15 protein-coding genes and 1 tRNA gene are annotated in these 21,098 nt (G+C 53.1%); 11 read left to right on the top strand and 5 right to left on the bottom strand.

Annotated elements, in window-relative coordinates:
• Nucleotides 1-115: 115 nt before the first annotated feature.
• Genes glgC through malQ form a run of 3 tightly spaced genes read left to right on the top strand, consistent with a single transcriptional unit; the run spans nucleotide 116 to nucleotide 4,564 of the window.
• Nucleotides 116-1,381, top strand: coding sequence for a glucose-1-phosphate adenylyltransferase (gene glgC / locus HY272_01570; protein ID MBI3771384.1), 1,266 nt, complete (start codon nucleotides 116-118; stop codon nucleotides 1,379-1,381).
• Between the two features lie 31 nt (nucleotides 1,382-1,412).
• Nucleotides 1,413-3,083, top strand: coding sequence for a glycoside hydrolase (locus tag HY272_01565; protein ID MBI3771383.1), 1,671 nt, complete (start codon nucleotides 1,413-1,415; stop codon nucleotides 3,081-3,083).
• A gap of 17 nt (nucleotides 3,084-3,100) precedes the next feature.
• Nucleotides 3,101-4,564: a 4-alpha-glucanotransferase gene (gene malQ, locus HY272_01560; GenBank protein MBI3771382.1), complete on the top strand. Its 1,464-nt coding sequence runs from the start codon at nucleotides 3,101-3,103 to the stop codon at nucleotides 4,562-4,564.
• Nucleotides 4,565-5,007: 443 nt separating this feature from the next.
• Here the strand turns inward: malQ and HY272_01555 are convergent, their stop codons facing one another.
• The 3 genes from HY272_01555 to HY272_01545 all read right to left on the bottom strand — a co-directional run bounded on the left by HY272_01555 (nucleotide 5,008) and on the right by HY272_01545 (nucleotide 9,634).
• Complete coding sequence (locus HY272_01555; protein MBI3771381.1) at nucleotides 5,008-6,618, bottom strand: methyl-accepting chemotaxis protein; 1,611 nt, start codon at nucleotides 6,616-6,618, stop codon at nucleotides 5,008-5,010.
• A 243-nt stretch (nucleotides 6,619-6,861) separates the two neighbouring features.
• Nucleotides 6,862-9,420 carry an alpha-glucan family phosphorylase gene (gene glgP, locus HY272_01550; protein MBI3771380.1) on the bottom strand — a complete coding sequence of 853 codons (2,559 nt, stop codon included), beginning with the start codon at nucleotides 9,418-9,420 and terminating at the stop codon, nucleotides 6,862-6,864.
• 127 nt (nucleotides 9,421-9,547) lie between these two features.
• Nucleotides 9,548-9,634: transfer RNA gene (locus HY272_01545), tRNA-Leu, on the bottom strand.
• 234 nt (nucleotides 9,635-9,868) lie between these two features.
• Here HY272_01545 and queA point away from each other — a divergent pair.
• Entirely contained in the window at nucleotides 9,869-10,900 is a 1,032-nt protein-coding gene (queA, locus tag HY272_01540; GenBank protein MBI3771379.1) for a tRNA preQ1(34) S-adenosylmethionine ribosyltransferase-isomerase QueA, read from the top strand.
• Here queA and HY272_01535 read toward each other — a convergent pair.
• Nucleotides 10,897-11,520 carry a DedA family protein gene (locus HY272_01535; GenBank protein ID MBI3771378.1) on the bottom strand — a complete coding sequence of 208 codons (624 nt, stop codon included), beginning with the start codon at nucleotides 11,518-11,520 and terminating at the stop codon, nucleotides 10,897-10,899. The two genes, queA and HY272_01535, sit on opposite strands and share 4 nt — an antisense overlap.
• A gap of 155 nt (nucleotides 11,521-11,675) precedes the next feature.
• Here HY272_01535 and tgt point away from each other — a divergent pair, with 155 nt between their 5' ends.
• The 4 genes from tgt (at nucleotide 11,676) to secF (ending at nucleotide 16,034) form a co-directional block, all read left to right on the top strand.
• Nucleotides 11,676-12,791 carry a tRNA guanosine(34) transglycosylase Tgt gene (tgt, locus tag HY272_01530; protein ID MBI3771377.1) on the top strand — a complete coding sequence of 372 codons (1,116 nt, stop codon included), beginning with the start codon at nucleotides 11,676-11,678 and terminating at the stop codon, nucleotides 12,789-12,791.
• A 71-nt stretch (nucleotides 12,792-12,862) separates the two neighbouring features.
• A complete protein-coding gene (gene yajC / locus HY272_01525) occupies nucleotides 12,863-13,192 on the top strand; it encodes a preprotein translocase subunit YajC (protein MBI3771376.1) in 330 nt (109 codons plus the stop codon).
• 35 nt (nucleotides 13,193-13,227) lie between these two features.
• Entirely contained in the window at nucleotides 13,228-15,084 is a 1,857-nt protein-coding gene (gene secD, locus HY272_01520) for a protein translocase subunit SecD (GenBank protein ID MBI3771375.1), read from the top strand.
• Between the two features lie 14 nt (nucleotides 15,085-15,098).
• Nucleotides 15,099-16,034: a protein translocase subunit SecF gene (secF, locus tag HY272_01515; GenBank protein MBI3771374.1), complete on the top strand. Its 936-nt coding sequence runs from the start codon at nucleotides 15,099-15,101 to the stop codon at nucleotides 16,032-16,034.
• Between the two features lie 53 nt (nucleotides 16,035-16,087).
• Here secF and HY272_01510 read toward each other — a convergent pair whose 3' ends face one another.
• Complete coding sequence (locus HY272_01510) at nucleotides 16,088-17,461, bottom strand: GGDEF domain-containing protein (protein MBI3771373.1); 1,374 nt, start codon at nucleotides 17,459-17,461, stop codon at nucleotides 16,088-16,090.
• Nucleotides 17,462-17,862: 401 nt separating this feature from the next.
• Here HY272_01510 and HY272_01505 point away from each other — a divergent pair, with 401 nt between their 5' ends.
• The 3 genes from HY272_01505 (at nucleotide 17,863) to ribD (ending at nucleotide 21,001) form a co-directional block, all read left to right on the top strand.
• Nucleotides 17,863-19,119: a serine hydroxymethyltransferase gene (locus HY272_01505; GenBank protein MBI3771372.1), complete on the top strand. Its 1,257-nt coding sequence runs from the start codon at nucleotides 17,863-17,865 to the stop codon at nucleotides 19,117-19,119.
• 29 nt (nucleotides 19,120-19,148) lie between these two features.
• A complete protein-coding gene (gene nrdR, locus HY272_01500; GenBank protein MBI3771371.1) occupies nucleotides 19,149-19,703 on the top strand; it encodes a transcriptional regulator NrdR in 555 nt (184 codons plus the stop codon).
• Nucleotides 19,704-19,930: 227 nt separating this feature from the next.
• Nucleotides 19,931-21,001, top strand: a complete 1,071-nt coding sequence (gene ribD / locus HY272_01495; GenBank protein ID MBI3771370.1) for a bifunctional diaminohydroxyphosphoribosylaminopyrimidine deaminase/5-amino-6-(5-phosphoribosylamino)uracil reductase RibD — start codon at nucleotides 19,931-19,933, stop codon at nucleotides 20,999-21,001.
• Nucleotides 21,002-21,098: the final 97 nt, after the last annotated feature.

Here is a 21,098-nt window from a genome sequence, read left to right as displayed (position 1 = left end):
CAGATTTTCCTTTATTATCTACGTTTGATGATAGCATAAGTTTTATTCTTCTCGTGCCGTTAATGACTGAGGGCACGGGTAGGGATTATGAGGCATAACTCGTGAGGGAGGGACCATGACACTAGAGGATACCCGGTTTGTGAGCCGTTTGACGCGAGATACCTTGGCACTGATCCTGGCTGGTGGGCGTGGCACGCGCTTAAAGCAATTGACGACCTGGCGCGTAAAACCAGCCGTGCCATTCGGCGGCAAGTTTCGGATCATCGATTTCCCGCTTTCGAACTGTATTAATTCGGGCATACGCAAGATCGGCGTGCTGACGCAATATAAATCTCACTCACTGATCCGGCATATTCAGCAGGGGTGGGGTTACTTTCGTGGTGAATTCGGCGAATTCGTCGAGTTGTTGCCAGCCCAGCAGCGGATAGAAACCTCCTGGTATGAGGGTACGGCCGACGCCGTATATCAAAATCTCGATATTATTCGCGGCCACATGCCTGAATATGTGTTGATCCTGGCGGGGGATCATATATATAAAATGGATTATGGTCCGATGATTGCGGAACATGTGGCGAACAATGCCGACATGACGATTGGTTGTATTGAGGTGTCTTTGGATCGAGCGACGGCCTTTGGTGTGATGAATATCGATGCCGATAATCGCATCCGTGGCTTCGAAGAAAAACCTGAACAACCGAAACCAATGCCGGGAAATCCCGATGTTGCGCTGGCGTCGATGGGGATTTATGTGTTTAATCGTGATTTTCTGTTTGAACAATTAGTTCGCGATGCCGACTTGCCAGGATCGTCACATGATTTTGGTAAAGACATTATTCCTCACGTGCTGGAGAAATATCGTATCTTCTCCTATTCCTTCCGTGATGTGCAGTCCGGACGCCAGGGGTATTGGCGCGACGTGGGAACCGTGGACGCCTTTTGGGAGGCAAATATAGAGTTGGCATCAGTGACGCCGGAATTAAATATGTATGATTCGCGATGGCCAATTTGGACTTACCAGGAACAGCTGCCTCCCGCCAAGTTTATTTTTGATGATGATGGGCGTCGTGGCATGGCGGTAGACTCGATGGTGTCCGGAGGCTGCTTGATTTCGGGGGCGACAGTTCGCCACTCAGTATTGTTTTCGAACGTTTATGTGCATTCGTTTAGCACTGTGGAGGAATCAGTGGTGTTGCCGAATGTTGAGATTGGAAGAAACTGCCGTATTCGACGTGCCGTCATTGATAAAGGTTGTTCTATTCCTCCGGGCACTGTGATTGGTGAAGACCTTGCTGCCGATAGCAAGCGTTTTCATGTCAGTGAAGGCGGGATAGTACTAGTATCCCCGGAAATGCTGGGGCAAGAATTACACTATGCCCGTTGATCACAAGTTAAAGCTGGTGTTGTGTTGGCACATGCACCAGCCAAATTATTTCGATCCCGTTACCGGGGAGTACAAGCTTCCCTGGACTTATCTGCATGTCATTAAAGACTATGTCGATATGGCCGCGCATCTGGAGGCAGTGCCAGATGCGCGGGCGGTGGTTAATTTCGCCCCCATCTTATTGGAGCAAATCGAACATTACACGCAACAGGTGCATCAATATCTGAATCATAATGGACGCCTGGCGGATCATTTGCTGGCCGCCTTGGCGTCGCCAGCGTTGCCAACGGAGGCCGAAGCGCGCGCGATTTTGGTAAAAGCGTGCTTGCGGGCAAATCAGCAAACTATTATCAAACGATTTCCGGCCTATGACCGGCTGGCGGGGTTTGCGCTGCGGTTGTTGGAGCGCCCTGATGAATTTAAATACGTCAGTGATCAGTATCTCGCGGACATCGTGACCTGGTATCACCTTGGTTGGTTGGGTGAGACGGTGCGTCGCAGCGATGCGCGCGCCAAACAGCTAATAGAAAAAGCCGAGGGGTTTACCTACCATGATCGGCATCAACTGGTGGTGATCATTGGTGAGTTACTGGCGGGTGTATTGCCGCGTTATCGCCGCCTGGCAGAACAAGGCCGTATCGAATTGTCGATGACGCCTTACGCGCACCCAATTATGCCATTGTTGCTGGACATTGAAAGTGCGCGTGAAGCGATGCCGAATGCGATTTTGCCCTTGATGGAAAAATACCCGGGGGGAAGTGAGCGCGCGCAATGGCATGTCAGGCAGGGGCTCGCCTCTTTTGAGCGTATTTTTGGTATTCGTCCACAGGGTTGCTGGCCGTCTGAAGGTTCCGTGAGTGATGCGACTTTATCCCTGTTGGCAGATCAGGGATTAAAATGGGCAGCGAGCGGCGAGAGTGTATTGCGCAACAGTCTGGCACGTCCTGAGACGTTGCCCGAAGTACGTGAGGCAAAATCCATTCATCGTCCCTATGCGACGGCAAATGGGCGCATGACCTGTTTTTTTCGCGATGACGGGCTCTCCGATCTGATTGGATTCTCGTATTCCAAATGGCATGCGGATGATGCGGTCGCGGATCTGGTGCACCATCTTGAGAATATTGCAACCGCGTGTCATGGTCAGCCCGATAGCGTGGTATCTATTATTCTCGATGGCGAGAATGCCTGGGAATATTATCCAGAGAATGGTTATCACTTCCTCAGCGCACTATATAAACGTCTGAGTTCTCATCCGCGTATTGAGCTAACGACATTTTCTAATGTATTGAAGAAAATAGAACCGCTTGCCCGATTGCCAAGAGTGGTAGCGGGCAGTTGGGTCTATGGCACGTTTTCCACCTGGATCGGTGAGCCCGACAAAAATCGTGGCTGGGATATGTTGGCCGATGCCAAGCGTACCTATGATCGTGCCATTGTCCAAAAACAATTTTCCGGAGAACAGCGTCAGGCGCTGGATCGTCAGTTGGCAGTATGTGAAGGTTCGGATTGGTTTTGGTGGTTTGGTGATTACAATCCAGCGGAAGCGGTACGCGATTTTGAATATCTCTATCGATTGCAGTTGGCGACGCTTTACGAATTGTTGGATGAAGAACCACCGGAATATTTGGCCCATAGTTTCACCCGTGGGGGTGGTAATCCGACGACGGGGGGAGTGATGCGCCCCGGGCAGGAGATTAAGTGAGCGATCATCGGTCGCCGATGGGACGCCGTCGCGCTGGAGTTCTCTTGCATCCCACTTCGCTGCCAGGTGGTATGGGTAATGGTGATTTGGGACCCGATGCCTATCGTTTTGTTGAGTTTCTCGCCACGGCCGGAATCAGCCTCTGGCAGATGTTGCCGATTGCGCCGACGCATGGTGATTTATCGCCTTATCATGCCTTGTCAGTCCATGCCGGTAACCCATTATTAATCAGTCTTGATTGGTTGATCGCGCGCGGTTGGCTAGATGCCGAAAAGGTGCCAGCGCATGTTGAGGCACGAGGTTATCGCTATCAGCGATTGAATGAGGCGTGGCGCGGATTTCAGGCGCGCGCGACTCAGCAGGAGCGTGAGGAATTCGGGCGTTTTCAGCTGGGACAGAGTCACTGGCTGGATGATTACGCATTGTTCCAGTCGTTGCGCAAATTACACGGCGGCAAGAGTTGGCTGGATTGGCCCGCCGAGTTCCGTGATCGTGAGCCCAAAGCGCTGGCGCGCGCGCGCAAGTCCTTGTCAGAGGATATCGATCGTATTCGCTTCGAACAGTTCATTTTTCACTGGCAATGGCGAGAATTGCGTCGGTATGCCAGTGATCGCGGCGTGCTGTTGTTTGGTGACATGCCGATTTTTGTTTCGCACGATAGCGCAGAAGTGTGGGGACATCCTGAATATTTCGCGCTTGATGAAGCAGGGCAGCCGCTCACTGTCGCAGGAGTGCCGCCGGATTATTTCGCGGCGACGGGGCAACGCTGGGGGAACCCTCATTATCGTTGGGAGCGGATGGAGGCCGATGGCTTTAAATGGTGGAAGGCACGCATTGCGACTCAACTGGCGTTATTTGATTGGGTACGCATCGATCACTTTCGCGGTTTTGAGGCTTATTGGGAGATTCCGGCACATTCCCAGACTGCAATCGAAGGTCGTTGGGTGAAGGCGCCGGGCGAAGCCCTGTTTCAATCGTTGCAGGAAACGTTTGATCCACTGCCGCTGGTTGCGGAGGACCTTGGGATTATTACGCCCGAGGTTGAATCTTTGCGTAAACAGTTTCGGTTGCCTGGCATGAAAATCCTACAATTTGCCTTTGAGGGCGGTGCAAGCAATCCCTATTTGCCACATAACCATCAGTCTGATTTCATTGTTTATACGGGTACGCATGATAACGATACGACTGTCGGTTGGTACAATAATCTGAATCCTGATTTGCAGGTGCGAATCCTTGATTATCTAGGTCAAACCAATGAGTTCATGCCTTGGGCCTTGATCCGCTGTGCCTTGGCCTCTGTGTCGCAGGTGGCGATCATTCCGTTACAAGATATATTGGGTCTGGATGGAAAGCACAGAATGAATATGCCAGGTACCACTAGCAATAACTGGACTTGGCGTTTTTCATGGGATCAATTTGAGCCGTCGACGGCGGAGCGGCTGCGTCATATGGTAGAGACATACGGCCGTTTTGTGCGTTGATCGGCTAGTGTAGATATCAAAAAGGGCGTGAGCGGCGAGTTAAGCCCTGTTATCGCTCAGAACAAATCGATATTGTCATTCTTGCTGGCAGGTGCGGAGGTTGGTCGTGCAACTTCAGTGTGTCGTGAGCCTAGTTGTTCGGCCAAAACGAATTTCTTCACTAGGTTATCCAGATAAACTGCTTCACGATAGTGTCGCTACCTCGTGACCAATTTATGGCGTCCATGCCATAAATTGACTCGCTGACGCGACAACTGATTCCTTTTGCCCCGACCGTCCTGCGTCCGCTACGTCTTCGTACAACATCGTTCGCTTCGCTCTCTCATGGCACTCAACATAGCTACCACAATGACTCTACGGCGACTATACCCGCTGCCGCAGCCTCTACGTCGCTCGCTATCGCTCTCAACTCCGAGTCCACGGACGGGGTCGCCTATCGGGGACTAACCGCCACCGCTTCGCTCTCCTTGGCGGTCAGCGTCGGCTACTGTTTCGATCTCGTCGGAGGTTTGTTTGGAACTGTATGAGGTTTGTTCGGCAACCTGACTGATGTTCAGAATGGTGTTGGTGATTGCTTTCGCGGTTGCTTGCTGATCCTTCAATATTTCGGCGATTTTTTTATTCACTTCACGGATTGTCGTTGCTGATTGCGTAATATTGCTTAAGGCGCTACGCGCCTCAAGGGTCTGTGAAACGCTCACGTCTGCCCGGTTGCAGCCTTCCATCATGGCCGATGCTGCGCTACTCGCGCTCGCTTGAAGTTTTTCGATACGCTGATTGATATCTTGCGTGGCAGCTTGTGTGGTCTGCGCCAGTTTGCGGACCTCGTCAGCTACTACAGCAAACCCCCGTCCCTGGTCTCCGGCACGTGCGGCCTCGATGGCAGCATTGAGCGCCAGCAGGTTGGTTTGATCTGCAATACCACGAATGGCTTCGACGACCTGTCCAATGTTTTGGCTCTCGTCCTTGAGCGCCTCGATCAGGGTCGCTGTCTGTTTGATATCATTGGCCAACAACTTTACTGCGGCTACCGACTCATCGAGCACTTTGCCGATGACTCCAATTTGTCGGTTCACATCCTCGGCGGTTGTTACGGCCGTCCCCGAGTTTTCGACGGAGGCAAGCATGGACTGTGACATTTCGTTCATTGAGAGGTTAACCTGGTCGGTATCATCGCGCTGACTCTTTACCCCTTCGCTAGTCATGCGTGACACCATTGCGACGCGTTGTGCAGTCTCCGCCAATCGATCCGCCGCAACCCTTACATTTGCAATCAGTCTGCCAAGTTGTTGTGCCAGTTGTCTGGCGGATTCTGCGATATAGCCTGCTTCATCATTGGCTTTATGATCTATAACGACAGTGAAATCGCCATCTTGCAGTTTCTTCATACTTCCCGCCAGATTAAATATGGGTCGGGTAAGTTGTCTATTAATAACAAAATAAATAAATGCACCACCTAGCAATAGGGTGACGATCTCGACTGCCATCCCGATATTCATTTTTATTTTAATTTGTCGCAAGATCTCTTCACCACGCGTCTCCGCCGCCAGATCTACTGCAGCTGAAGTCTCGTACAATAGAGTCATGGCTGGTCTGTCTATGCCCTTAACGCTGTTATCCGCAGACTGGATGTTGCGATAACTACTCTGCTGCAAGATATCGATAGCAGCTTGATACTTCTGGTGATTTGATTCGTGCATGGCCAAGAACCCATGCAATTTTTGCTTGACTATGTCTGAGGGAATGTCTTTGATGGCAGTGTTGGTGAGCTCGACTACTTTGGCATATTGCGCCTCATAAATATTCCAGCGCTGCTTCAGGTGCGTGTCATCAGCGCCCCGCAGTAGGACATTCTTCCATTCATGGACCTCTGTTTCAAATGCAATCTGGGTTATGAAAATTTCATCCTGTGCGCTATCCAGATGCCGAAGCTCGGCATACATTGCCTCTATGCTGGCAGACGATGACATTATGGTGTAAAGAGTCGAGAATCCCACAATGATGCTACTTAGAATGAACAGGAGCAGTAGTTTCGTGCCCAGGCCAAAACGCATGTAGTTATTCCCCTTCCATGTCTGTTACGCAAAAGTATGCTTTAGATATTAAATAGTAATATTGGTATCGGCCGATAATGTTGCCAATAAACAATGTTATAGCTAGTGTTGTTTGGATGATGCTGTGCGCAATGAGCGTTGAAATAGCCCCGCGTGGGAGGGGCCGTTTAGGGTGCCGTAGCGATGGAAAATGCTCAAGGCGTAGCGAACCACAGGTGGGGGTAGTAGTGTGTGTCTAGTGGTTTAGAGCCAAAGCATCAATCCCGTTTCAAAGGGATGGCTCAGCGACCGGTGATAGGGATAGCAACGAATTTTGTAGTATTGCAAGCCAGCCAAGACCGGGTGAAGATCAATCGTGAATATGGTCTCCCCCTCGTTATTATGGCTGCTGGCAGTGAGTGGATGGCATGAATGTACTTTGAATTCACGATTACCATCTTCCCCGCCGAGCAGACACTCAACAATCACGTCACTGGCATTCAGGTCATGCAATGAAGCGGCGATCTGAATCGGCAATGTAGCGCCGGTTTTGATTTCCTCAATCGATTCGTCCAAACGCCGGATGCTGACATGGGGCCAGGCTTGGCGGATTTTGTGTTTCCATTGCGCGAGTTGTCGTGCAGGATTGCCATTGTCGGCGCCGAGCGCTCTTCGGGCCTTGCTGGCGGGGTAATAATAATTACGCACATAATCCATGACCATGCGTTGAGAGTTATAACGCGGAATAATGGATTTCATCGAAGCCTTGGACATTTTGATCCAGTCATCAGAATGGCCGTGACCATTGCGTTTGTAATACAGAGGTATCAAGTCATCCTCGACGATGTCGAGCAATGTATCGGCTTCCTCGTGGTTACGATAGTCTGCTGAATATTGCGAGCCATGTGGACGAATTGCCCAGCCATTATCACCGGTGTAACCTTCGCCCCACCAGCCATCGAGGACACTCAGATTCACCACGCCATTCATGCCTGCTTTTTGGCCTGACGTTCCGCTGGCCTCCAGTGGATATTCCGGCGTGTTGACCCAAACGTCTACGCCGGCCACCAGTTTGCGCGCCAGTTCGATGTCGTAACCTTCGAGCAATAGTAATCGCCCCTCGAATTCCGGCCGCTTTGACAAATCATGAATGCTGCGGATCAGATTTTGGCCGGGCTGATCGCTGGGGTGTGCCTTGCCGGCGAAGATCAAGATCATCGGGCGTTCAGGATTATTGACCAGACGTGCGAGGCGTTCCGGATCGGATAAAAGGAGTGTTGCCCGTTTGTAAGTGGCAAACCGGCGGGCAAATCCCAGCGTCAGAATATCGTTGCCATTGGGCGTGAGAAAGCGAGTGACTCGATCAATCTGTACCTCGGAACAACAATTGCGACGGAGCTGGATGGTCAAGCGATGTTTGAGTTCGGCAAACAATTCCGATTTAAGTGATTGACGCACGCTCCAATAGGTGTAATTGGGGATGCTGTCGATGCGATGCCAATATTTTTCATTGAGTAATGCATTTCGCCATTCAGCGCCAAAGCGGATATCAAAAAGGCTGGTCCACTCGCGCGCGATGAATGTGGGTAAGTGCACGCCGTTGGTGATATGGCCGATCGGATTTTCCTCATGAGGAATTTGTGGCCAGATGTAACTTTCCATGCGTGAAGCAACCTGACCATGAATACGGCTGACACCATTATGAAAGCGTGAACCGCGCAGTGCCAGGGAAGTCATGTTGAAACCACGATAATTAATTGGTGAACTGCCCAGTTCAAGAAAACGCTCCATGCTGATTTCAAGCTGAGGAACGTAGCTGTTGAACAAAGGCTTGATCAAGTCGTGATCGAAGATGTCATGCCCAGCAGGGACAGGCGTATGGGTTGTGAAAATGGTGCCCGAGGCGACTAATTCCAGAGCGCTGTCGAAGTCCATGTCTTGGTTGATGTGTTCACGGCAACGTTCAAGGATATGAAAGGCGGCATGACCTTCGTTGATATGCCAGGCGCTGGGTTGGAGGCCCAGGGCACGGATGGCGCGAACGCCGCCGATGCCGAGGACGATTTCCTGCAGGATACGAGTATCGGAACCGCCGCCGTAGAGTTGATAGGTGATGGAACGATCCTGACGATTGTTTTCAGGGAGATCGCTGTCGAGCAGGTAGAGATCGATATGGCCCGCCTTGGCGCGCCAGAGTTTCAGACGAATTTTGCGTTCCGGTAATTCAATCTCAACATGGATCTCCTGCCCCTCGTCGTTGAGCGCCGGTTGTACGGGCAGGTCTGCGAAATTGGTCGGCATGTAATGGGCAATTTGCTGTCCCTGAGCGTCAATGGTCTGGGTGAAATAACCTTGACGATAGAGCATGCCAATCGCAACGAAGGGGATGCCGAGATCGCTGGCTGCCTTACAGTGGTCGCCTGCCAGAATGCCCAGGCCGCCCGAATAAATGGGCAGGCTTTCGTGAAAACCAAATTCGGCGCAGAAATAAGCGATCAGATCGCGTCCCGGCTGGAGCAGGGTGTCGGTCGTGGTCAGTTTGCGCGATCGATGATAAGCGTTATAGGCGGAGATGGCGCGCGTGTAATCTTCGATATAAATCGAATCCTGCGCGGCTTCGTCGAGGCGCGATTGGGCGACGCGACGCAAGAAAACTTTTGGATTATTGCTGCACGCACTCCACAGTTCAGTATCAAGCCGGGCAAAGAGGGAGCGGATTTGCCGGTCCCAGCTGTACATCAGGTCATTGGCGAGTTCTTCAAGACCTTTGAGTCGTTCGGGAATGATCGGTTGAACTTCAAGAGAGTAACGTGTGCCAGCCATGCTTTTTATTGATTCCGTTTTTCGCAGTGATGCTGCAAGTGTAAATTTAAAGAATAATTATACCAAGATGCAAGGTGCATCTGTGGTGATCGGTATCATTAATTTTGGGCAAGGCACAGCAAGTGCCTGGTGCCGGGAGAGAGAATCGAACTCTCATGATGTCACCATCACTGGATTTTGAGTCCAGCGCGTCTACCAATTCCGCCATCCCGGCGCGGGGAGGTGCGTAGTATAGCCGATTTGGCGCGATCGGCAAGTAGTGGATGGGGGTTAAAGATCCAACGCGGAGGCGCAGAGGAAAAACTCCAAAATAAACGGTTCGTTGATACCTGCCCTGTGGCTTCAATGATCCCCCAAGCATTGGCTCTTCTCCGCGCCTCTGCGCCTCCGCGTTGGATTTTACGCCTTGAATTTCCCCGCGAGCGATAACCTGCTACCATCGCCGCCCATGCAGCGCAGTGACTTTCATTTTGAGCTGCCGCCGGAGCTGATTGCCCAGCGGCCATTGGCGGAGCGTTGTGGCAGCCGCTTGCTGGTGCTGGACCATGGTTCGCATCAGCGTGTGGATCGTCAGTTCAGCGATATCGTCGATTTGCTCGCGGCGGGTGATTTGCTGGTATTCAACGATACCCGGGTGATCCCTGCACGACTGTTCGGCGTCAAGTTGAGCGGCGGCAAGATCGAGGTGCTGGTCGAGCGGGTCCTGAACGAACACGACGTGCTGGCGCAGATTCGGGCCAGTAAGTCTCCGAAACCGGGTTCGACATTGCAGTTGGACGGTGGCATCAGCGCCGAAGTGCGAGCCCGTCATGATGACTTATTCGAGCTACGGTTTCTTGATCCTCGGCCAGTGTTGGAGATTTTGGACGCCGCCGGACATGTCCCGCTGCCACCCTATATAGACCGGGCCGATGATACCCATGATCTCCAGCGTTATCAGACCGTCTACGCGCGGCGGCCTGGTGCGGTAGCAGCGCCCACCGCCGGGCTGCATTTCGATCAGCCCTTGCTTGATCGATTGCGCGACAAAGGGATCGAGTCGACTTTCGTCACCCTGCATGTGGGGGCGGGAACGTTCCAGCCAGTACGAGTTGATGACCTACAGCACCATCGGATGCACGCCGAGCGGGTCGAGGTTGGCGCCGAAACCTGTGCCGCTATCGAACGGACCCGGCAGCGCGGTGGCCGGGTGGTGGCGGTTGGCACGACTGCAGTACGGAGTTTGGAAGGGGCCGTGAGTGACGGCCAACTTAAACCGTTCCAGGGTGAGACGCGGCTTTTTATTACGCCGGGGTATCAGTTCCAGGTGGTCGATTGCCTGGTCACCAATTTCCATTTACCTGAATCGACCCTGTTGATGTTGGTCTGCGCCTTCGGGGGTTATGAATCAGTGATGGCGGCGTATCAACACGCAATCAGGCAGAGGTATCGCTTCTTCAGTTATGGTGATGCGATGTTTGTTACGAAACAAGCAATTTAAGCTGTCCGCCGGCCGTTTTTGATGTGCCGGTAGATATACCAGCCAATGGCTGCCGCCAGGATGACGCCGATCAATACGTCGAAGCGGTGAAAATAGACGCCTAATGTTTTCCAGTTTTCACCGAGTTTCATGCCGATCCACGCCAGCCCCCAGCTCCAGATGTATGATCCGGCGAAGGTGTAGACACAGAACCGTCCCAGCGCCATGCGGCTGATACCGGCAGGAAAGGCGATGAAGGTGCGGATTACCGGCAGCAGGCGGCCGATGAAAATAGTGATGTCGCCATGGCGCTGAAACCAGCGGTCGGCCAGTGCCAGGTCGTGATGCGACACGAGGACATAGCGGCCATATTTTTCCACCAGCGGCCGGCCGCCCTTCATACCGACGTAATAAGCCATCAGCGAGCCCAGCACACAGCCCACCGCCCCCGCCAGTGCCACGGCCCACAGCTCCATGGTCTGCATGTAAACCAGATAACCGGCGAACGGCATGATGATTTCGGAAGGCAGAGGGATGCATGCGCTCTCGATCGCCATCAGCAGCACAATGCCGCCGTAGCCCAAGTGTGAAATAGTGGCGATGATGAAGCCGGCGAGTACGGCAATAATTTTTTCAATCATTCTGCGTGTGCTTTCGGTAATAATTAATGTGCCGCGATTCTAGCATGTGAAGCTTACTGCTCTGTTATCAAGATCGGCAATACGCACACTGGATGACGAAATGAGGGTCACAGTGGGATAATGGCGCCCCCGTAGATTGGATAGCGAAAGACAAAATGCAGTTTGAACTATTAAAAACCGATGGTGCCGCCCGTCGCGGGCGTATGACTTTTGAGCGTGGCACAGTGGAAACGCCGGCCTTCATGCCCGTGGGGACCTATGGCACGGTGAAGGCGATGCTGCCGGAAGAACTGCGTGAGCTAGGTGCTGAAATTATCCTTGGCAACACCTTTCATCTGATGCTGCGCCCCGGCACCGAGGTGATCCGGGCCCACGGTGACCTCCACGATTTCATGAACTGGCAGGGGCCGATCCTGACCGATTCCGGCGGCTTTCAGGTGTTCAGCCTGGGCGAGATCCGCAAAATCAGCGAAGAAGGGGTGAGTTTTCGCTCGCCGGTCAATGGCGATGCCGTCTTCCTCGACCCCGAGACCTCGATGGCAGTACAGCGGGCGCTGGGCTCCGACATTGTCATGATCTTTGATGAATGTACCCCGTATCCGGCCACTGAGCAGCAGGCGCGCGAGTCGATGGAACTATCCCTGCGCTGGGCCAAGCGTTCAAAGGCCGCTCACGGCGATAACCCGGCCGCCTTGTTCGGCATCGTGCAAGGGGGGATGTATCCACCGCTGCGCTCGGTTTCCATCGCCGGGCTGCGTGAAATCGGTTTTGACGGTTATGCCATCGGTGGTCTCTCCGTGGGTGAGACTGAGGCTGAGCGGGTCATGATCCTCGACCACCTCATGCCCGAGATGCCGGAGGACCGGCCCCGTTACCTGATGGGGGTGGGCAAGCCGGAGGATATCGTCGAGGCGGTACGGCGCGGCATCGACATGTTCGATTGCGTGATGCCGACCCGCAACGCCCGCAACGGCCATCTGTTTGTCCACGGCGGGGAGATCCGCATCCGCAATGCCCGTTATCAAAGCGATACCCGGCCCCTGGATGAAAACTGCAGTTGTTACACCTGCCGCCACTACAGTCGCGCTTATCTGCGACATCTGGACAAGTGCAATGAAATCTTGGGCGCCCACCTGAACAGCATCCACAACCTCTACTATTATCAGGAACTGATGAAGGGCTTGCGGCAGGCAATCGCTGCCGGGCAACTGGAGGCATTTATCAAAGACTTTTATGCCCGTCGCAGCCAAGGCCGGGAAGCTGTGGCATAATGACGGCCTTTCACGGGGACGCTGTTCCCCGCGCTGGGAATAATCGATAAAACATAAGGAAGGGGTAAGCCATGAGTTTTCTGATTTCCGATGCCTGGGCACAACAAGCACCCGCAGCGGGCGGTGAAGCTGGCCTGATCAATTTTGTATTTCTGATCGTAATTTTCATTATTTTCTATTTCCTGTTGCTGCGCCCGCAGATGAAACGCGCCAAGGAGCACAAGAAAATGTGTGAATCATTGTCCAAAAACGATGAAGTGGTGACCAATGGTGGCGTTGTCGGCCGCGTAAGTAAAGTCGATGACAACTTCATTTCGTTGGAAGTAGCGGAGGGTGTTACGATGCAAGTGCAAAAATCCGCCATTGCGTCATTACTGCCCAAGGGCACATTCAAGAGCTAATCATCCTCCGGATTTAAGATCGGGATCTTAAACGCATGCATAATCAATATCCGTGGTGGAAAAATCTGCTGATCGTCATCATAGTTGCGGCGGGCACACTCTATGCCGTGCCCAATCTTTATGGCGAAGATCCGGCGCTGCAAATTTCTGCGAGTCATGGCGGTGGTCTCAATGCTGCGGCTGTTGATGATATACGGGCGCGCCTGAAGCAAATGGGGATTACCCCCAAGTCGATTGAGTCTGAACCCCGTGGCTTGATTGTGCGTTTCGCCAATACTGAAGATCAGTTTTTGGCGCGGGATAATTTGAATCAAGATCTGGCCGGCGACTATGTTATTGCGCTTAATTTAGTGCCAGCGACGCCAGGCTGGCTGGGTGCAATCCGCGCCAAGCCTATGTATCTCGGTCTTGATTTGCGCGGTGGTGTGCACTTTCTGCTGGATGTCGATACCGAAGCGGCCATTGGTCTGGCCGAGGAACGGTATGTTGAAGAATTTCGCGTTTTGTTGCGTGATAAGAAAACGCGTTATCTTACCATTGGCCGTAGTAGCAGGGGTTTAGAACTCAAATTCCGCGAGGCTGCCGAGCGTGATAAAGCGCTTGAGTTGCTGAAGACTCAATATCGCAATCTGATCCTGGCTACGGAAGATAGCGATGGAACTTATTATGTCACTGGGCAGATCAGCGAACAGGAAAAGCGCGAAACGCGAAAATTTGCCGTGCAGCAAAACGTCACCACGCTGCGTAATCGCGTCAATGAACTGGGCGTTGCCGAGCCGGTGATCCAGCAGCAGGGTGAGAGTCGCATCGTGGTGCAGTTACCGGGTGTACAGGATACCGCTCGCGCCAAGGAAATCCTTGGGGCCACGGCAACACTGGAATTTCGGATGGCTGACGACACCCATACCGTGCAGGATGCGCTGCAAGGGCGCGTCCCAGCGGGTGCCAGGTTATACAAAGAGCGTAATGGTCAACCGGTGTTGCTCAAGAACCGGATCATTATCACGGGCGATGCCATTATTGATGCCTCTTCGGGCATCGATCAGCGCGATGGCAGTGCCGCAGTATTCATCAGTCTTGATGGCAAGGGCGCCAACAAGATGTATGACACCACCAAGGAAAATGTCGGCAAGCTGATGGCGGTGGTGTTTATCGAGACCAAGATCGATACCCAAACGATCGACGGTCAACAGGTCAAGACCAAACGCAAGGTGGAAGAAGTCATCAGCCTGGCACAAATTCGCGAGCCCTTTAGCAAACGTTTCCAGATCACAGGTCTGGACAATCCTGAAGAAGCCCGCGATCTGGCCTTGTTGTTGCGTGCCGGTGCGCTCTCGGCGCCAATCGAAATTATCGAGGAACGCACCGTCGGCCCGAGCCTGGGTGCGGAGAATATCGCCAAGGGCTTTAATTCAACGCTGATCGGTTTCGCCGTCATTGCTCTGTTCATGGCGATTTATTACCGCTTTTTCGGGGTGTTGGCCGGCATATCCTTGTTCGTCAATATCGTGTGCCTGATCGCGATCCTGTCGCTGTTGCAGGCGACGCTGACCTTGCCGGGTATTGCCGGTATTGCGCTCACGGTAGGCATGGCGATCGACAGTAATGTCTTGATCTTTGAGCGTATCCGCGATGAAATGCGGGCAGGGTCGTCACCGCAGGCCGCGATTTATGCGGGTTATGATCGTGCCTGGAACACCATTTTCGACTCGAACGTCACTATATTCATCGCCGGTCTGGCGCTGTTTCTGCTCGGTTCGGGACCGGTGCGCGGATTTGCAGTGGTGTTGTGTATCGGCATCCTGACCTCGATGTTCAGCGCCGTGCTCGTCTCGCGTGCTTTGGTCAATGTGATCTACGGTCAACGTAAGTTGACCAAGCTGAAGATTTAACTGGGAGTAAGCACATGGAATTTTTCCCCGTAAGGAGTGATATCCCGTTCATGAAGTTTGCCGGGATCACGGCGGTGATTTCGGCAGTGACATTTGTTCTTGCGGTGGCAGCGCTGACAGTTCGTGGTCTGAATCTCAGTATCGATTTCACGGGAGGTACCGTGATGGAGATGCATTACGAACAGGCCGCAGACGCGCAACAGATTCGAGCTACTCTGGAGAATAACAACTACCACGATGTGACCGTGCAGAATTTTGGTACGGCGCGTGATGTGCTCATCCGGTTGCCACTGCAAGGCGATGTCTCTTCGGCCCAACAGAGCCAGAATGTGCTCAATGTGCTCCGGCAGCTTGAGCCCACTGTTGAATTGCGGCGCGTTGAATTCATCGGCCCGCAGGTTGGAAAGGAATTGTACGAGAGTGGGGGGTTGGCACTGTTGTTGGTTTGTGCCGGGATTATGGCTTATCTGGCGTTGCGTTTTGAGTGGCGCTTCGCGGTGGCAGCGATCATTGCAAATATGCACGACGTGGTGATTATTCTTGGCTGTTTCGCCCTGTTTCAATGGGAATTTTCAATCACCGTGTTGGCGGGTGTGCTCGCGATTTTAGGTTACTCGGTGAATGAATCAGTGGTTGTGTTCGACCGGATACGCGAAAACTTTCGCAAGATGCGCAAGGCATCGGTGTCGGAGGTGATCGATAACGCCATCACCCGCACCATGTCCCGTACCGTGATCACGCACTTAATGACGCAGCTGATGGTGTTTTCCATGCTGTTGTTCGGCGGTGCAACCTTGCACTACTTTGCGCTGGCGTTGACCATCGGTATTTTGTTTGGCATCTATTCTTCGGTGCTCGTTGCCAGTCCGATTGTGATGTGGCTGGGTATTTCGCGGGAGAATCTGATGCCGGTGCAGCAAGAAGGTGCCAAACTCGATACGCGGCCCTAGAAGTTAGTGTAAATACCTCTCATAAAAAAACCCGCTGCGGCGGGTTTTTTTGTTTAGTGGTTTTCAGCCACGAGATGCTGCCGCGTCTTCTGTGTCCCCATGGTGTGAACTTCAATGCGGCTGCGGCCGCTGCGCTTGGCGCGATACATCGCCATGTCGGCGCGCTTGATTAACTCATCTGGAGTTTCACCCGGACTGTAGAGCGCGATCCCGGCGGAAAAGGTGGGTGTCGTAATTGCAACACCGCTATCCATGACGTACTTTGACTCGGAGATGCGCTGTTTGACCTTATCCAGGGCGCTGAAGGCGCCATCGATGTCGGTGTTCGGCATCAAGACGGCAAACTCTTCGCCACCATAACGGGCCACGGTATCGTGGTGGCGGAATACGGCGAGGATGTGCTGCGAAAAATGCTTGAGCACGGCATCGCCGGCGGCATGGCCGTACTTATCATTGATGGGTTTGAATTCATCCAGATCGATAATCGCCAATGCCAGCGGTGTGCCATAGCGCTGAGCACGCATCACTTCATCTTCCATCCGTTGCAATAAGGCGCGACGATTGGGGAGTGATGTCAATTCATCGGTAATACTGAGGCGATGCACGCGTGCTAGCTCTTCAGACAGATGTTCGCTCGATAGTTCGATATCTTCCAGCTTGCGATGGATGGAATCAAACTTGGTCACCAAATCCTGATGCGATTTGATCAGGTTGCCACATTGGCGCAGATAAGTATCGCGAATGGCGCTAACTTCCTGTGTGGTATCGACCTGGCTTAATGCATCCATTGTGTTACGCAGCAGATCTGCCAGTTCATGATTGAGTACAATTGCGTGATGGACTTGTTCGCCGAGACATTCCTGGATGAGTTGGATATTGTCCCGTGTCTTATCAATGTGAGGGACCGGGCAAAAAGGAATCGCATCCTCTCCCGTGACCACGGCGGTGCTCGGCGCGAAAGAATTTTTCGCGGGCGCTGTTTGTTTAATACTTTCGCTAATGTGTTCTACCGTGCTGGCGGGCAGTGGAGTGTCGAATTGACTGACGACGGCGGCCATGGCTTGCTTTAGCGCGGCTGTTTCCGAATGGTTCAATTTGCGTTGTTCATTGAGCAGCTGTTTGAGCTGCTGATAAACGGATTCGAGTTGTTCCGGATTCAGGTTAGGGGTGATGCTGATCTGTAGCAGATGCAGATCGACCCGCAACGGGGAACCCACAGGTAATGCCTCAGTGAGTGCGCCGATCAGATCTTGCTGCAAACGACAATGCAAGAGATCCGCACGCTGATGTTGAGATTCAATCTCAACAAGGGTGCGATCGATGTGGCGAAGTACGCTGCTACCCGTCTGAGTCGTACCCAGGACATCCAGAATCCGCAGGATGCGGTCACGTCCTGAATTCGAAGGGTGTGTTGTTGGTGCTGCCAAAGTGCCACCTCGTAAGCCGCACTGCTTTGTTGTTGCCCGAGGTCCGTTCGGGTGATCCCTGTTCCTGCAAATACAACGTTGACAAATCAGCCCGAACTTTATTCTCTATCCTCTAAAAAACCATTAACTACAGCATGCGTGGTGACTGGCAATAGTCGTGGCGCTAAAAATGAATTAAAATTATATGGTTATTGTTTTATTATTGGGAGCATGTTTTTGAAAGCGATAATAAGCATTTCATGGAATGCTTGTAAAGCATAAACATTTCTTCCCTCTTGGTTTTTCAGTTTTTGCACAATAACCTATCGATTTGTAAGTATATCAGAATGCAGAAAGCTCTGGAATCAGGTATCCTTATTCACTTTTTTTAAGGCATCAACCAGCGGAGAGTAGGCCTAGCCATGTACACCAAGGATATGACCGTAGCGGCGTTTGACCCAGAACTGTGGGGCGCCATGGAACAGGAGCGCGTCCGGCAGGAGCAGCACATCGAATTGATCGCTTCCGAGAATTACGCCAGCCCACGGGTACTCGAGGCCCAGGGGTCAGTGCTGACCAACAAATATGCGGAAGGTTACCCCGGTAAGCGCTACTACGGGGGTTGCGAATATGTGGATATTGCCGAACAGCTGGCCATCGACCGGGTGAAGCAGTTGTTTGGTGCCGATTACGCCAACGTCCAGCCGCATTCCGGCTCTCAGGCCAATGCCGCAGTCTACATGGCCCTGCTCAATCCAGGCGATACCGTGATGGGCATGAGTCTGGCCCATGGTGGACATTTGACCCATGGCGCCAAGGTCAATTTCTCCGGCAAGATCTATAATGCGGTTCAATACGGCCTCAACGAGAAGACCGGCGAGATCGACTATGATCAGGCCGAGGCTCTGGCCAAGGAACATAAGCCGAAGATGGTGGTGGCCGGTTTTAGCGCTTATTCCCGAGTTGTGGATTGGCAACGCTTCCGTGAAATTGCCGATAGCGTGGGTGCCTATCTGATGGTGGATATGGCCCACGTCGCCGGGTTGATCGCCGCCGGGGTTTACCCGAGCCCGGTCAAGATCGCTGATGTCACCACCTCAACCACGCACAAGACGTTGCGTGGCCCTCGTGGCGGGATCATCCTGGCCAAGGCCAATCCTGAGATCGAAAAAAAGCTTAATTCAATGATTTTCCCTGGTACCCAAGGTGGCCCCTTGATGCATGTCATCGCTGCCAAGGCAGTGGCTTTTAAGGAGGCCCTGGAGCCTTCTTTCAAGGATTATCAGCGGCAGGTGGTGGTCAATGCCCGGGCGATGGCCAAGGTGTTCATCGAGCGCGATTACGATGTGGTGTCGGGTGGTACGGACGATCACTTGTTCCTGGTCAGTTTTATCAAGCAAGGTCTGACCGGTAAGGATGTCGATGCCTGGCTCGGTAGTGCCCACATTACTGTTAACAAGAATGCAGTGCCTAATGATCCGCAATCACCGTTTGTGACCAGCGGTATTCGCATCGGCACGCCGGCGATTACCACCCGTGGCTTTAATGAAGCCGATTCCAAAGCGTTGGCAGGATGGATCTGCGACATTATCGATGCCCGTGGTAATGCCGAGGCGATCGCCAAGGTCAAGGCCAGGGTGGCGGAGATCTGTCGCCGCCTGCCGGTGTATCAGGGCTAGGCGGGGTATAGAGAGGGCGAGGAGCGACGATGCGCTGTCCGTTTTGCGGTGCGGCTGATACCAAGGTCATTGACTCGCGCCTCGCCAATGAGGGTGATAACGTGAGGCGGCGGCGCGAATGTTTAACTTGCGCCGAACGCTTCACCACCTTCGAATCCGCCGAGCTGAGCATGCCACGTGTGGTGAAGCAGGATGGCAGCCGTCAGCCCTTCGTCGAAGAAAAGCTCCGTTCCGGGATGTTGCGGGCGCTGGAAAAACGCCCGGTCGATACCGATGCGGTAGAACAGGCATTACACAAGATCAAGCACCGGTTGCGTGCCACGGGTGAACGAGAAGTCCCCTCGCGTCTGCTGGGCGAGTGGGTGATGGAAGCGCTGGCCGAGTTGGACCAAGTCGCCTATATCCGTTTTGCTTCGGTTTACCGCAGCTTTGAAGATGTAAGCGAATTCCGCGAGGCGATCGAACGTCTGGAGAAAGAACCATCGGCACAATTGAAGAAACAGCAGATTTCCTTGTTGCCGGGCGAGGATACGGCGCCTGCGCCGGAAAAAATCCAACGCGGAGACGCGGAGACGCGGAGTTAATGCAGAGTGGTCGCGTGCATTGGTGTATTTTAAATTTTCTCCTGAGAACGCGCTTGCAAGATAACATGCTAACAAAGCTGGAGTGTCAACAGTTCGGTGAGATGCCAAATTGAAGTCCCATTTTTTCTTTTACCTGGGTTTTCTCTGCGTCTTTGCGCCTCAGCGTTGGAATTTTTTAGGTGTAATCCTTTCCCATGACCGCATTTTCCGCAGATGATTACCGTTACATGGCGCGAGCGCTGGAGCTTGCCGCGCGCGGAATCAATACGACGCATCCTAATCCCCGCGTCGGTTGTGTCATCGTCAAGGATGGCAGGGTCGTAGGTGAGGGTTGGCATGAACGTGCGGGTGAATCTCATGCCGAGATATTTGCGTTACGTGAAGCAGGGGTGTGGGCGCACGGCGCGACAGTATATGTCACCCTTGAACCGTGCAGCCATCATGGTCGCACACCACCTTGTACCGAGGCATTAACGGCGGCTGAAGTGGCGCGGGTGGTGGTGGCGATGGAAGACCCGTTTCCGCAAGTGGCCGGCCGTGGTGTGGCGCAGTTGCGGGCAGCGGGCATTGACGTTGAGATTGGTTTGTTGGCGGAACAAGCGTCGGCGCTGAATGCCGGATTTATCAGCCGCTGTCGCCGCGAGCGTCCTTTTGTGCGCTGCAAGTTGGCGATGAGTCTTGATGGTCATACCGCGCTGGCGTCGGGCGTGAGTCAATGGATCAGCAGTGATGCCGCCCGTCAGGATGTGCAACGGTTACGGGCATCAAGTGCGGCAATTTTAAGCAGTATCGAAACGGTTTTGGCGGATGATCCGTTGCTTGATGTGCGGTTACCAGAGGTGACGCGGCAACCGGTACGGGTGATTGTAGATAGCCGTTTGCGTTTGCCGTCAACGGCAAAACTGTTTTCGGTGTCGGGTGAAATCTGGGTGGGTTGCGCCGAGGCTGACTCAGGCCGCAAAGGAGCGTTGATCAAGGCAGGTGCCAGCATCATCGAAACCGGTTACGATCATAGTGGCCGCCATCTGGATTTGACACGTTTGTTGCAGGAATTGGCGCGGCGCGAAATTAACGATTTGCTGGTTGAAGCCGGCCCCGCCCTGAACGGCGCCTTGTTGGCGGCGGGATTGGTGGATGAGATTATTTTGTACATGGCACCGCATTTGTTGGGACAAACGGCGCGCCCGTTGTTTCATTTGCCGGTGATTGAGCAAATGACACAACGTGTCGCGCTGGAAATTCTGGATGTGCGGATGGTAGGGCAGGATTTGCGGTTGACGGCACGGCCTGTGCAGTGAGTTAACCGTTAAAACCCAAAAATCCGACGCGGAGGCGCAAAGACGCAGAGATGTTAGAAAGATTCAGCCCTTGAGTTGCTTTTCTCCGCGTCTTTGC

It is taken from the genome of Gammaproteobacteria bacterium (assembly GCA_016200485.1).
Classification (GTDB): Bacteria; Pseudomonadota; Gammaproteobacteria; order Tenderiales; family Tenderiaceae; genus JACQEP01.
Note: the sequence above shows the minus strand (reverse complement) of the source record. Positions and strands in the feature narration are given on the sequence as shown.

Coding starts and splice junctions, on each gene's coding strand:
- glgC (MBI3771384.1), top strand. CDS start 116: ATGACACTAGAGGATACCCGGTTTGTGAGCCGTTTGACGCGAGATACC.
- HY272_01565 (MBI3771383.1), top strand. CDS start 1,413: ATGCACCAGCCAAATTATTTCGATCCCGTTACCGGGGAGTACAAGCTT.
- malQ (MBI3771382.1), top strand. CDS start 3,101: ATGGGACGCCGTCGCGCTGGAGTTCTCTTGCATCCCACTTCGCTGCCA.
- HY272_01555 (MBI3771381.1), bottom strand. CDS start 6,618: ATGCGTTTTGGCCTGGGCACGAAACTACTGCTCCTGTTCATTCTAAGT.
- glgP (MBI3771380.1), bottom strand. CDS start 9,420: ATGGCTGGCACACGTTACTCTCTTGAAGTTCAACCGATCATTCCCGAA.
- queA (MBI3771379.1), top strand. CDS start 9,869: ATGCAGCGCAGTGACTTTCATTTTGAGCTGCCGCCGGAGCTGATTGCC.
- HY272_01535 (MBI3771378.1), bottom strand. CDS start 11,520: ATGATTGAAAAAATTATTGCCGTACTCGCCGGCTTCATCATCGCCACT.
- tgt (MBI3771377.1), top strand. CDS start 11,676: ATGCAGTTTGAACTATTAAAAACCGATGGTGCCGCCCGTCGCGGGCGT.
- yajC (MBI3771376.1), top strand. CDS start 12,863: ATGAGTTTTCTGATTTCCGATGCCTGGGCACAACAAGCACCCGCAGCG.
- secD (MBI3771375.1), top strand. CDS start 13,228: ATGCATAATCAATATCCGTGGTGGAAAAATCTGCTGATCGTCATCATA.
- secF (MBI3771374.1), top strand. CDS start 15,099: ATGGAATTTTTCCCCGTAAGGAGTGATATCCCGTTCATGAAGTTTGCC.
- HY272_01505 (MBI3771372.1), top strand. CDS start 17,863: ATGTACACCAAGGATATGACCGTAGCGGCGTTTGACCCAGAACTGTGG.
- nrdR (MBI3771371.1), top strand. CDS start 19,149: ATGCGCTGTCCGTTTTGCGGTGCGGCTGATACCAAGGTCATTGACTCG.
- ribD (MBI3771370.1), top strand. CDS start 19,931: ATGGCGCGAGCGCTGGAGCTTGCCGCGCGCGGAATCAATACGACGCAT.